This window comes from Pseudoalteromonas porphyrae (assembly GCF_001298125.1).
Taxonomy (GTDB): Bacteria; Pseudomonadota; Gammaproteobacteria; order Enterobacterales; family Alteromonadaceae; genus Pseudoalteromonas; species Pseudoalteromonas neustonica.
In genome coordinates, this window is record NZ_LHPH01000003.1 from 195,198 (window position 1) to 208,970 (window position 13,773).

8 protein-coding genes are annotated in these 13,773 nt (G+C 39.1%); all 8 read right to left on the bottom strand.

All coding sequences use genetic code 11. The annotated features are described in order from the left end of the window. Nucleotides 1-36 precede the first annotated feature (36 nt). The 8 genes from ADS77_RS04035 to prc all read right to left on the bottom strand — a co-directional run bounded on the left by ADS77_RS04035 (nt 37) and on the right by prc (nt 13,769). Entirely contained in the window at nt 37-2,358 is a 2,322-nt protein-coding gene (locus ADS77_RS04035; RefSeq protein WP_054204732.1) for an efflux RND transporter permease subunit, read from the bottom strand. Further along, entirely contained in the window at nt 2,358-3,359 is a 1,002-nt protein-coding gene (locus ADS77_RS04040; protein WP_054204733.1) for a WD40/YVTN/BNR-like repeat-containing protein, read from the bottom strand. Before ADS77_RS04040 ends, ADS77_RS04035 begins: the two co-directional genes overlap by 1 nt. Nucleotides 3,360-3,488: 129 nt before the next feature. Continuing rightward, a complete protein-coding gene (locus tag ADS77_RS04045) occupies nt 3,489-4,853 on the bottom strand; it encodes a DUF1329 domain-containing protein (protein WP_054204734.1) in 1,365 nt (454 codons plus the stop codon). Nucleotides 4,854-4,863: 10 nt separating this feature from the next. Then, nucleotides 4,864-6,978: a DUF1302 domain-containing protein gene (locus tag ADS77_RS04050; protein WP_054204735.1), complete on the bottom strand. Its 2,115-nt coding sequence runs from the start codon at nt 6,976-6,978 to the stop codon at nt 4,864-4,866. A 246-nt stretch (nt 6,979-7,224) separates the two neighbouring features. Beyond that, nucleotides 7,225-7,446: a DUF2835 family protein gene (locus ADS77_RS04055; protein ID WP_054204736.1), complete on the bottom strand. Its 222-nt coding sequence runs from the start codon at nt 7,444-7,446 to the stop codon at nt 7,225-7,227. A 3-nt stretch (nt 7,447-7,449) separates the two neighbouring features. Beyond that, nucleotides 7,450-10,044 (bottom strand): aminopeptidase N, encoded by a 2,595-nt coding sequence (gene pepN, locus ADS77_RS04060; protein ID WP_054453075.1) that lies wholly within the window; start codon nt 10,042-10,044, stop codon nt 7,450-7,452. A 45-nt stretch (nt 10,045-10,089) separates the two neighbouring features. Next, nucleotides 10,090-11,553 (bottom strand): Na+/H+ antiporter NhaC, encoded by a 1,464-nt coding sequence (nhaC, locus tag ADS77_RS04065; RefSeq protein WP_170173938.1) that lies wholly within the window; start codon nt 11,551-11,553, stop codon nt 10,090-10,092. 182 nt (nt 11,554-11,735) lie between these two features. Continuing rightward, a complete protein-coding gene (prc, locus tag ADS77_RS04070; RefSeq protein WP_054204739.1) occupies nt 11,736-13,769 on the bottom strand; it encodes a carboxy terminal-processing peptidase in 2,034 nt (677 codons plus the stop codon). Nucleotides 13,770-13,773: the final 4 nt, after the last annotated feature.

The following is a 13,773-nucleotide window of genomic DNA, read 5'->3' on the forward strand; positions in this document are numbered from 1 at the left end:
GCCATTACTGACCATTTAGAAGCACAATTATTCACATTATTTTTTCTGGTCAGTCCAGAGTAAACTACCTATTGCAGGTAAAAGCAGTACTGCACCTAGCATATTGACCAAAAACATAAAGGTTAACAAAATTCCCATATCCACCTGAAACTTCAAATCAGAGAAAATCCATGTGCTCACACCAATTGCAAGTGTAATACCTGTAAATAAAACAGCGCTGCCACGTTCAACTAGTGCATTTCGATACGCAATAGGTAACGCAACCCCCTGCTTTAATTGGCCCATCATCGAGGACAAAATATAAATTCCGTAATCAACACCTATACCCACTCCTAACGCGATCACAGGCAATGTTGAAACGGTCAACCCTATTTCTAATTGCACCATTAGGGCTTGTGCAAGGGTTGATACAATATATAACGGAAGTACAACAGCAATAGTAGCTTTAACACTTTTAAAACTTATCAAGCATAAAATGATAACTGCGCCATAAACATAAAGCATCATAGGCAATTGAGCAGCTGAAACCGACTCATTCGTTGCCGCCATTACACCAACTGGCCCAGATGCCAATTTGAATTGTAAGGTATCTGTTTGCTCCTCAATGGCAAACTGCTTCACACTTGCAATTACATTATCAATAGTCTCTGCTTTATGGTCATCTAAAAAGATGATTACAGGCATGACAGAGCAATCCCCGTTTAATAACCCAGTACTGGTTTCAACACGAGCCGTAGACTGGACTAAGCTAGCCGTATTGCGAGGCAATGTTTGCCATTTAAGATTACCTTCGTTGTAACCTGCATTAACTGATTGAGCGACTGAACTCAAGCTTACAGCTGACTGGACACCTGCCAGATTTTCAACTTTATACTGAAAGCGACTAATACGCTCCATCACATCATGCTCTGTACACGCTGCTGGATAGGCCTCAACTAACACTTTTAATATGTCAGACGAAATAGTGTATTTATCCGATATTAAGAAGGTGTCTTGGTTGTAACGTGCATCTTGATGAAGCGAAGGTGCACCTGCATGTAAATCGCCAATACGCATTTTATCTGCTTGCCAGTAACCCAATGCAAATAATACCAAGGTAAATACAATAATAAGCTTAGCCCACTTTGGATCTGTCGCTTTTACTAAAACCTCACGAATTGAGTCAAGTATGTTTGGTTTATTTGTATTACCTTTTTGAATTTTAACTGAGTTTTCAAAATGCATATAGGATGCCCAAACAGGCAGTAAGATTAAATTAGTGAAAATAATGACTGCAACACCTAAACTTGCTGTTATAGCTAACTCGCGGATAATACCAATATCAATAGTGAGAAGCGTTAAAAAGCCAACAGTATCTGAAAGCAGTGCAATCCCACCAGGAACTAACAAGGAGCGAAAACTTGATTGACAACATAAACGTGTGCTCGCACCTTCGAGTACCTTTTTACCAATCGCATTAATCATTTGCACGCCATGACTAACACCAATAGCGAAAACCAAAAATGGTACTAAAATAGACATTGGATCAAGACCAAAACCAAGGCTAGATAAAATCCCTAATTGCCAAATCACCGCAATAATTGAACATGCAATCGGAAGTATTGTGAGCTTTAAGCTACCACAAAATAACCAAACCATGATGAAAGTAAAGGCGATTGCGATTGCAAAGAATAAAACAACACCTTTCGCACCTTCAGCAATATCGCCAGCCATTTTAGCAAAGCCAATTATATGAATGCTGACAGTTTCAGTGCTTAGCGGTTGACGAATTTCAGTTTCTAATTTTTGAGCGAATGCCAGGGTATCCAATTTTTCTTGAGTTTGCGGATCAGTTTCCAATAGTTGAGCACTCACCATTGCACATGAGTAATCGGATGCGATCATACGACCTACAACTTTAGCCTTCTCAATATTTTCTTTTACAACTGCCAGCCCACGCTCATCTGCTTTGAAATTTGCAGGGATAATTGGCCCCCCTGCAAAACCATCTTCAACAACTTCAACAAAACGAGCACTTGGTGAAAAAATTGAGTTTACTAGAGGTCGATTAATTCCCGGTATAAAATAAAGCTGATCATGCACTGCTTTTAACTGCGTAAAAAATTCAGGGTTAAATATATTACCGCTATCATCACATACAGAAATTAAAATACTATTTGCTCCACCAAACTGTTTTTCATGTTTGGTATACACTTTCATATAGTCGTGATTAAGCGGTATATTTTTATTAAATGAGGCATCTAATTGGATGTTAGTCGCTTTGAAAGCTAAAAAGCACGTTATCAAAATAAAGCTGATAAGCATAACCAAACGGTGACGAAAAACGGCCTTCTCTAAAAAATCTAAAATACTGTGCATTACGGAGTTATCCTCTTCACTTTAATACCATTTTCTGAGGCCATAACTAATTGTTGCTCAAAAATCACTGCATCTAAAATGGCTTTACCATCCGGCAATTGTTCTACTTGTAACTGGCTGTCTTTATAATGAAAAATGACACCACTATTAGCCAATAGCAACCAGTTACCCTTATCATCATGGATAATACTATTAACTGTAGCCGTTTTAATATTTTCGATAGGTTGCCACATTACATCCCCATGACGGCTAAATATATTGCCACGCAATCCTGCAACTAACTCTTCGTTTTGTTCATTAATGCCATAAGCAAAGAAAGACCCTGGATAAATTTCATCATCGCGTTGCCAAGTTTGACCATTATCAAGGCTATGAGCAAGTAAACCCATCTCCCCTACTAAAACAAGCTTTTCATTAGTGGCAACAATACGATTAAAATGCGGTAAAATTGAAGCGGTTTCAGCTTCATAAGCCTGTGGATCCGATTCTTTTAGATCATTCAAGTAATCACGATCATCTTCAAATAATAATGTATCTAAAAAGCGTTTCTGCCATTGCTTTCCGCCATCATGTGTTTCATAAAACATGCCATAGGCGCCTACAGCAAAACCATGCTGCGCATCTTTAAACAATATATCGAGGCATGGTTTATCTAATGTCGCATTACTATATTGAAGCTGCCAATCATTACCCCCATTATCTGTATTTATAATGGTCGCATCATGCCCACAAGCCCAACCATTTTGAGTATCGACAAAATTGACCGCAGTGAGTAAGACTTGTGTTGGTACGTTAGCCTGCTCCCAATTTTTGGCGTCTGGACTCGTTATGACTGTTCCGTGTTTACCAACAGCGACTAATTGATCACCATTGAACTCAATATCTGTAAGGAGCGTTTTATCAGCTTTAATTGCACTAATAGCGTAAAGCGGATCAGCCGCTAATGAATGGGCAGTAAAACAAGCGAGGGAACTAAAACCTGCAAAAAGCAAATACTTCATAAATTTAAATCGCCTTGAGGAGACTGTGTTTGTCTAATAAAACTAGCAATTGGGTGTTCTAGTACTTGTCACGAAGACAAACGCGATTTGATAGAAAAGGCACCTAACCGATATTAGGTGCCTGTTTTATTAACGGCCTTCGCGGCGTAAAGCGTTTGATGTAAATTCGTTGTCATTAAACGATTGTGAGAAATCATACATTTTCTCTTGGTTGTCTAAACCAATCGCTAAATAACGACGTGAATTTAAATCATGGTATACGTCAAGCGTACTCCAATTTGTAAGTGCATCATAGTAATTGATACCATGCGCCATTGCTACACGATACATTTGATCACGATTATCGTAAATATCAGTTACATGTACTTGCCAGCTATCTTCATCAATATAAAACACACGCTTTTTATAAGTGTGGCGTGTATCAGCTTTCAAATTTGCTTCAACAACCCATACTCTGTGTTTTTCATAACGAACATGTTCAGGATTAATATGACCAGCCATCAAAATATCATCATATTCTAACTTATCACTGTGAAGCTTATAGCTATTATAGGGAATATATAGCTCTTGCTTACCTTTCAATGTCCATGTGTAACGATTTGGTGAACCGTTAAACATATCAAAATCATCAGTTGTGCGTAAGCTATCAGCTGCGGTTCCTGGTGCATCATAGGCTACATTTGGCGCACGACGAACACGACGTTGGCCTGTATTATAAGTCCATGCTTGACGTGGCGTTAATATTTGGTCCATCGTTTCATGTACTAGTAACGCAGTCCCCGCTAAACGGGCTGGCTGAGTAACCTTTTGCTTAAACTTAAACAAAATATTTGACTCTTGCAGCTCTGCCGGCGTCGCTTTTGGATCTGAATACTTAACTAATAGCTGTTCGTCAAAGCCAACCATGTTGTAAGAGCCTGAGGCTGTTGGTGCTGCTTGACCACCAAAGCGTTCTACCGACATACCGCGATAACGTAAAAGATGATTCCAAATGGCTTCTAAGCCTGTTTTTGGAATTGGAAAAGGAATACCAATCGCAGTATTTTTAATCCCATTCCCATCTTCAATTAACTCAGCAACAGGCGCGTACTGTTTCGTTGCATCATAAACAAATTGCGGGTTCGACGCACTGCGATGAGTTTTGTAAATGTTCATTTTAAACGTATCTGGATACGCTTCAAAAAGTGCAACTTGGCCAGGACTTAGGTTTTCTTTGTATTTCGCGATGTTCGATTTATCAATCGTGAAAAGTACTTTATCATCAGCAAAAGGGTCTGGATGGTGCATACCAGGCGTATAACCTGCAGGTGCTTTGGTAATACCACCCGTCCAAGCTGGGATTGAACCATCAGCATTGCCAGCTTTTTCAGCGCCCAATGGTGTTAGATCTGCACCTAAACGCGCGACTTCTTCATTTGTCATTTTAGCGACTGCAGCAGTAGTTGAAAATAAACTACATAGTGCAAACGCAATGAGGGTAGGTTTTTTTATCATCATGATACCCTTAAATTGAATATTTAATATTGAAAGAAACAAAATCGCGATCAGAGAAAGTATTTGTTTGACCACCACCCCAGAAGGAGTTGTAGCTGAAATCAAACGACCACGCATTTTGGTAGTTAAAGTTGGCAGTAACACCTAATGACTTACGGTCTTCAATAAACAAGAACATAGGATCTGGTGTAATACCATTTACATCGTGAGAAAACACAATGCGCGGTGAAAAGTTAACGCCTTTGAAGAAGTTATAGTAATCACCCTTTGCAATTAAACGATAACCCCAAGCAGATGCGGTCGGAAATGAGTTAGTTTCGGGGCCATTTGATAATCCCAAGTGTAAAGTCGAATAATCATCAGCATTAGGACCAGAAATAACACCACTTCGACCAGTACCCGAAACATTTAAACGTAATTCATTATAATCAGGTAAATCGTTTATACGCACGCCACCTATTTCACCTACAACAGCCCAACTATCAGCGCCTAAAGAAGGACCAAATAAATGTGTTGCTGTAAATTGAAGTTGCGCTGTATTACGTAAAATATAGCCTGCAGCGACTTGACCTGGTGCAACCGCACTACTAACAATAGTTCCATCAGCAAGTGTTGTTTTTGCATTGCCTGGCACCTGAGATATACGTTCTAAATCAGGTCTTAAACCTGCTGCAGCTAACTGTTCAGGCATACCGGCATAAAGCAGCTCTACATCATCAATTTGCAATGGTTCGTCTTGACGAAATGCAAATTCACCAGCAAATGCGGTTTCACCAAGCGACGTATTAAAGCTTAAACCATATAGTTTAATATCTTCAGGGTATTCTAAAATACCTTGAGTAAATGCATTAAGTTGAGTGATGTTATCTTCCGTGATCTCTGATGACAATATCATCGCAATATCTTGGCCGATTGCTGGCGCTGAGAAGTTAGATACTTTACCAGAAATTAAAGGGCGGCGGCTGTGGTAATTTATATGATAAAGCGCAACCTCGGTATCATTCAGTTCAGGTAAAAACATCCCTAAACGAAGACCATATTGCCCACCGTTATCTGGTTCAATTTTACCCGCACTGCCTTTTCCTTTAAGTGCAACTTTTGTAGGGTAAGCCATATACATTTGGCTCATCATAGCCTGACCTTGTGCACTCGTTGGGTCAACACCTTGAGAGCTTACAATATCGTCTAGATTATTTAAACTTTGAGTCAAAAATGCCAAGTCAATATCAGGATTCGCAGTGAATCCTAACTGGACATTCTGCTGATAGCCATTTTCTGATGCAAAATCATTTGTTGAAAAATAACTACCTGCAGCAGGTAAACGTGTTTCATGCCAGTCATATTGGTAAAAAGCTTCAAGATTAATATTATCAGTGATCCCCAGTGAAGCCCATAACATTCCTACCGGAATAAACGCTTCTTTTAGCTCCGCACCGGGTGCTTTCAAGCGATCGATATCGACAGGGTTAACATTGATACCATGGGAGATTAATGTACTTTCACCCCAGTTAACTACTTGTTGACCTAAACGAATAGACAATGGGTTATTGCCGTCATTCAAGTCGAAATCTGCCCAAACAAAAGCATCAAGTAAGCGTATATCAGCACACACTTGCTTTTTAGTATCTGCGTCATCGCATGGATCAGCTGCTTTACCCGAAGTTGGGTTCTTATAAGCTCGCTCACCATCCATAAGTTCAAAATCATAAAAATACATAAAGCGTGTAAACAAGCCAAAGTTATCTTTATTTATAGAAAGGTCATGCGTACCCTTGAGCAATTTAGAAAACGAATCACCGCTATCGAAATTTAAGTCCCCCGCATCACCATTGTTCGAATATGCGCCTGGCTGAGCCCAGACATCTTGCCCAGAATAAACAGTGTTCCCAACTGAAGGGTTATAACCCGTCCAATCGAAAGCTGGATTATTACTTTTACCGATCAAAGAAAAATCGCGGTCTTCTACGCGAATACTTTGGCCATAAGAAAAGTTTGAATCAAACGTTACATCAAAACCGCCAACTTCAAAGTTGGCAGCGTGTGCTACGCCCGTTGATAAACCTAAAGTTGCAGCAGCTAGGCCCATAACGATTTTATTTTTAACAAATAGCGATCTTCTTATCATTGTGTGTTCCCCCTTTCGCGGGTCATTTTGTGATCAAGTTATTGTTTTTAGTGTAGTCGTAACGATAGAAGCGAAATAAAGAAATTACAAATAGAACGCGTTCAATCGGTCATAATTTTTCAGTTTAGTTGGCGTTTACGCAATGGTAAGACGTCCTACCAGATAATTTATACAMGTAAATTAACAATAGGACAAATTGATTTAACAAAAATATAATATAAACCAAATAATTTTTTTTTATCCATCTTAGCCAATGCGCTCTAAACGTATAAATTTATGTTCAACTGTTAATAAAAGTCTAAACCGCCCTCTCACTCCTAAAGAAGAAATAAACGGGCGTAAATGATGGGCAGCAAAACGTACTTTTTTACCGCCATCTTCTTGTACTTGCACCGAGGTATACTTACCTTCGTAATAATCCATACATTGTATATAGGTAAGGTTTAATAAAAAGTAATATTCGATCATAATTTATTGCAGTGCTTTATCTACTTTTTCAAATAAATCATCACTTAAATCATCAAGTAAAGCCAAACGTTGTAACTGTGCTTTCATTGCACTTGAACGCTGTTCATCATAACGACGCCAAGACATAAATGGCGTCAACATACGAGAGGCATTTTGCGGATTAATAGCATTGAGTTTAATCAATAAATCGCCTAGTAATTGATAACCTAAACCATCTTTTCTATGAAATTGTGCGGTATTGAAGTGACTAAAGCTACCAACTAATGCCCGCACACGATTCGGATTTGAAAAATCAAAACATGGGTGTTCATAAAGGTTTTTTATTTTATCAATCGCATCATCGCCACATTGCATTGCTTGCAAAGCAAACCACTTATCCATCACTAGCACATCATGGCGCCAATGGCTGTCAAATTGCTCTAGTAACTCTACTGATAATGGATTATCTGCTTTTACAACAGCGCTTAGAGCTGCTAATACATTTGTCATGTTCGATGAAGCCGCTGCGTTATTAAGCAGATTTGCGATGGCTGGATCAGTAATTTTAGCCAAGTAATGCAAGCATATACTTTTTAATGCGCGTGTCGCAACAGCTGAAGCACTCACGGTACCGTCGTCTATTAAGCTTGCATAACAATCAAGAAACTCATTACATAGATGCTCTGCTATTTGTCGTTCAAATTGCTCTGTGATACTGATAATTGTATCTACAGGGATCACATCAAACTCTGCCGCTAGGGTATCAAAGCTAGGGAGCTTAAGTAATTCAGCAGTCAATGCAAGATCACCATCACGCTTGCCTAATAGGTTCTGTAATGCCGTTATAATAGGTACACTGAGCGTGTTATCTGCTGGGTTTGAAATAGCTTCTTTAACGGCCGATATAAACAGTTGCTGCTGCGCATCCCAACGCGAAAAATCACTGCGTGCGAACTGCATAATATGCAGTAGTTCTGTTTCTGTATTGTACTTTTCAACAATACAAGGTGCTGAAAAATCTTCCAGTAAGACTGCAACTGGCTTTGCAGTTAAACCATCAAAACTAAAGCATTGCTGTTTGCTTGTGACATTTAATACATGGCTGACTGGTTTCCCTTGGAAACCTAAAGTAATTGACTCCCCCTGCGGATCAAGTAATTCTATTGCAAATGGAATATGCAGTTCTGTATTATTGGGTTGATTTAGAGGTGCGAGTTGTTCAATATTTAATGTAAAAACACCTAGTTCTTCATTATAATCTTGCTTAACAACCAAACGCGGTGTGCCTGCTTGGCTATACCAGCGCTTAAACTGTTTTAAATCAATATTTGAAGCATCGCTCATCGCTGCAACAAAGTCATCACAGGTCACCGCTTGTCCATCGTGGCGCTCAAAATAAAGAGTCATCCCTTGTTGGAATTTTTCTTCTCCCAGTAATGTATGCATCATACGGATCACTTCAGCTCCTTTATCGTATACCGTTACCGTGTAGAAATTATTCATTTCAATCACTTGTTCTGGACGAATTGGGTGAGCCATAGGGCCTGCATCTTCACTAAACTGGTGTGTACGCATTACTTTCACAGCATCAATACGATTAAGTGCACGAGAACCTAAGTCACTGCTAAATTCTTGATCACGAAATACTGTTAAGCCTTCTTTTAAAGACAATTGAAACCAATCACGACAGGTCACGCGATTCCCTGTCCAGTTATGAAAATATTCGTGGCCAACAATTGACTCTATCGTGTGATAATCTTTATCCGTGGCGGTTTCTTGGTTTGCTAAAACGCATTTAGAATTAAAGATGTTTAAGCCTTTATTCTCCATTGCCCCCATATTGAAAAAATCAACGGCAACAATCATATAAATATCTAAATCATATTCAAGATTAAAACGCTCTTCATCCCACTGCATTGATTTTTTAAGTGATGTCATTGCATGTGGCGTTTTTGGTAAATTACCCTTATCAACAAATAATGCTAAATCAATACTGCGACCGCTATGCGTTACAAAGGTATCTTCTAAAACATCAAAATCACCTGCAACGAGTGCAAATAAATAGCTTGGTTTTTTAAATGGGTCTTGCCATTTAGCAAAGTGGCGACCATTATCTAGTTTACCTTCATCTAATTTATTACCATTAGATAATAAATGAGTGAACTGAGTGTCTGCAATAATCGTCACATCAAAACTAGCAAGTACATCAGGGCGATCAAGGTAGTAGGTTATTTTTCTAAAACCTTGTGCTTCACATTGCGTACAATAGGCACCACCTGAAAGATATAAACCTTCTAAAGATGTGTTTGTCTGCGGCGATATCTCGTTCACTATACCTAAACGGCATTGCGACGGTAAGTTGCTAATGATTAGCTGCTCATCCGCTTCGCGAAAATCAGTATAAGCGTGCCCATCAACAGTTACTGATAGTAGTGTTAGGTCTATACCATCTAAAACTAAATCGTCGTTTTCTGCTGTTAATCTTTTAAGGGTCAGCAGTGAGCTAACTTGAGTTTTTAAAGGCGCTAGATCAAACGTTAAATCTATATGTTCAACGCTAAAAACAGGGGCTTGGTAATCTTTAAGATAGTGTGCTTGTGGTTTTTTTGACGCGGTCATAATGAACCTCCAAAAAGGCTCCTCTTTATCAGAGGAGCATAGAATTTATGCCTGTTGTTTTGGTTTAATACGTAATATTTTGATGCCTAAATAGGCATACACAACAGCTAAAAATGGATTAATAAGATTAAAGAATGCATAAAGCGCATAATCAAACGGATTGATCAATAACACACTTTGCATATATGCCCCACAGGTATTCCAAGGAATAAGCGGGCTTGTAATTGTTCCACCATCTTCTAATGTACGAGATAAATTAACAGGCTTTAATCCACGTTTTTCGTACTCTTCTTTAAACATACGTCCTGGTACAACAATAGCAATATACTGATCTGCAGCAATAACATTTGTACCGATACACGTCGCAATCGTTGCTGTAATAAGTGAGCCTGTGCTTTTTGCTATTTTTAGAATACTTTTAACAAATATATCAAGTAGTCCTGTTTTTTCCATGATGGCACCAAACATGAGCGCAGTCATAATTAACCAAGTAGTTGTTAGCATGCCTGACATCCCCCCGCCACTTAGTAATGAATCCATCTTTTCATCGCCGGTTAAAATACTAAAACCATCAAAAAAAGTAGTCCAAACTAATTTGAAGTAACCTACTAACTGACCTTGTGAGCCATCAATTTGGTTTGCGATTAAGTCAGATTGGAAAATCATCGCCCATACAGCACCAATTACAGCACCAATAGAGATAGCAGGAAATGCAGGCATTTTCCTAATTGCTAAAACGAGTAAAACAATCAAAGGCACAAGCATTTCTAAGCCAATATTAAAATTTTGTTCAAGTATTCGCGTTATTTCATCAATACGCCCTGCTTCACTTGAGGCTGTTGCATTAAAGCCCATAAAAATAAAAATAACTAACGCAATTATAAAGCTAGGGACTGTGGTCCATAACATATGGTGAATATGTTCAAATAAATCAGCACCAACAACCGCTGGGGCTAAATTGGTCGTTTCTGAAAGCGGACTTAATTTATCACCAAAATAAGCACCAGAAATAACAGCGCCTGCTGTAACTGTTTGTTCAAGCCCTAAACCAGTAGCAACACCTAATAATGCAACACCTATGGTCGCAGCTGTTGTCCACGAGCTACCAATGCTCATCGCAACAATGCCACAAATCAAGCAACTCGCAGCATAAAACCAACTCGGGTTGATTACTTGCAAACCATAATAGATTAACGTTGGAACAGTGCCTGACAACAACCACGTACCGATTAACGCACCTACCATTAATAAAATTAAAATAGCGCCGAGGGAGAGTGTGATCCCTTCAATCATCGCCTGCTCTAGTTTTTTCCACGTGTAGCCATTTTTAAGGCCTATAAGTGCAGCTGTAAAAGTAGCAAATAGCAGAGCAATTTGATTAGGGCCTGATGACGAGCTATCGCCAAATAAATACACTGCAGCACCTAATAAACATATCAATACTGAAATTGGGATTAAGGCATCAAAAAAGCTAGCCTGAGCAATAGGTTTTTCTTCTTGTGACTTCAAAATAGAGACTCCTACACGTATTTAAGTACGTGTTTAATTATTATTTTTAGCGCGGACAGATTATCTAGCGAAACTAGGACGCTTAGGTTTATCAGCGTTTAATCATCAATTATAGCAATATCAGACGCTTTAGGTAGCAAAAAAGGCGCTAAAGCGCCTTTTTTATTAGTTAATAAAACCATTTACTTTTTAGCTAAGCGGCCAAATTTAATATAATCTTGTGTAATTAATGCTGCTTCTTCCAAGAAAGGGTCTAAATCGTCTAAAACGTCTGGTATATCATCTAAGTTCTCAACAGGTTTTACACCTAGGCGAACAAGACGTTCATTAGTACGTGCTAATGCCCGCGCTTCACCTTCATCTTTTTCTTTAATACGCTTTGCTTCAACAAGCGAAATTGTTTTACGATCTTTCTCTTCTTTGTAGCGTGTAATATCTTGGTAAACGTAGTTAAATTCAGGTTCCGTTTTTATACGATCAGCATGAGCCTTACTTAAGTAAGTTATCGCCGGTTGCAAATTATCAACCGAATTATATCTCGCTCTAATGATGCTATCCCACGGGAGTGCATTATCTTCTTGGCTCTCCCCCCACTCAGCAGGATCTATAGCTGATGGAAATGATATATCAGGAATGACACCTTTATGCTGTGTACTTCCACCATTTATGCGATAAAACTTAGCAATTGTATACTGCACACTACCAAGTGGATTTTCATATAAATCATAGGCTCTGCCTAAGCCTTTATGCTGTTGTACAGTCCCTTTGCCAAACGTTTGTTCACCGATGACCACTGCACGACCATAATCTTGCATTGCGGCAGCAAAAATCTCTGAGGCAGAAGCACTATAGCGATCAACCAATACCGTTAACGGGCCATTATAAAACGTAACACCGTCACGATCTTTTTGTTCTTCTATTCTATTATTTAATGTATGGATCTGGACTACAGGGCCTTGATCAAAAAACAAACCAGATAATTGTGTGGCCTCATACAAAGAACCACCGCCATTTTGGCGTAAGTCAATAATTATGCCATCAACTTTTGCTTCTTTTAATTTAGCAAGCTCAACTTTTACGTCTTTAGAGAGGTTATTATAAAATCCCGGGATTTCAATAACGCCTATTTTACTTGTTAAGTCTGAGTATTTTGCTTCGAATACCTCTGATTTAGCCGCTCGGTCTTCCAAACGAATTTTGTCTCGGATGATTTCAACCACTTTAGGCGTGCCATGTGCGTCCGCGCCTTTTAAGTACTGTAGTCTTACTTTTGTCCCTTTTGGACCCTTTATCAAATCAACTACGTCATCTAAACGCCAGCCAATTATATCAACAAATTCTTCGCCATCTTGGGCAACACCAATTACACGGTCATCAGCTTTAATTTGTTCAGATTTATCTGCAGGCCCACCTGGGACTAAACTGCGAATAACGGTATAGTCTTCGTCATAACTCAGCACCGCACCTATGCCCTCAAGTTCAAGGTCCATATCCATCTTAAACTGTTCGGCTCTGCGTGGAGATAAATAAGATGTATGCGCTTCTATGCTGCGTGCAAACGAGTTCATAACAATCTGAAATGCATCTTCACTGTTAGTTTGAACTAATCGTTTTTGTGCATTGTGGTAACGCTTTGTCAATACCTCTTTAATTCCGGTCCAATCTTTACCCGTCATTTTTAAACGTAGAGCGTCATACTTCACACGTTCACGCCAAAGCTCATCAAGCTCAGCTTGAGTTTTGGCCCACTCGCTTTCTTCACGGTCAAAGAAATATTCATCTTCTTTATCGAAGGTCATTTCTTTTTCAAGCAAACTTAACGAGTAATCATAACGCTCAAAACGACGCTTCATACTTAAGTTAAAAATATCAAACGTGAAATCGAGTTTACCTGTTGGCAATGCGCTATCAAATTGGTTGCGGTATTGCTCAAAAGATGCAATATCCGCAGCCAAAAAGACGCTTTTATTAAAATCAAGGGATTCAATATAACGATCAAACACTTTGCTAGAAAGTGCGTCATCAAACCGAATTGGCTTGTAATGTGCACGAGTAAATAAGTTTGTCACCCGTTTGCTAGCCGTACTATGCTGACTTTCCTGCTTAAGTATCGGTAAGTCTTTGACTGATAAAACATCCGCTATATCAGCTGAGGCAAATAATGAACCCGAATATAGGGCCGCGACTAACGGAATGAGCGTAAACTTCTGACTCATACAC

What these genes read in the sequence shown, in the direction of transcription:
- ADS77_RS04035 (WP_054204732.1), bottom strand. Translation starts at nt 2,358, where the DNA reads ATGCACAGTATTTTAGATTTTTTAGAGAAGGCCGTTTTTCGTCACCGT.
- ADS77_RS04040 (WP_054204733.1), bottom strand. Translation starts at nt 3,359, where the DNA reads ATGAAGTATTTGCTTTTTGCAGGTTTTAGTTCCCTCGCTTGTTTTACT.
- ADS77_RS04045 (WP_054204734.1), bottom strand. Translation starts at nt 4,853, where the DNA reads ATGATAAAAAAACCTACCCTCATTGCGTTTGCACTATGTAGTTTATTT.
- ADS77_RS04050 (WP_054204735.1), bottom strand. Translation starts at nt 6,978, where the DNA reads ATGATAAGAAGATCGCTATTTGTTAAAAATAAAATCGTTATGGGCCTA.
- ADS77_RS04055 (WP_054204736.1), bottom strand. Translation starts at nt 7,446, where the DNA reads ATGATCGAATATTACTTTTTATTAAACCTTACCTATATACAATGTATG.
- pepN (WP_054453075.1), bottom strand. Translation starts at nt 10,044, where the DNA reads ATGACCGCGTCAAAAAAACCACAAGCACACTATCTTAAAGATTACCAA.
- prc (WP_054204739.1), bottom strand. Translation starts at nt 13,769, where the DNA reads ATGAGTCAGAAGTTTACGCTCATTCCGTTAGTCGCGGCCCTATATTCG.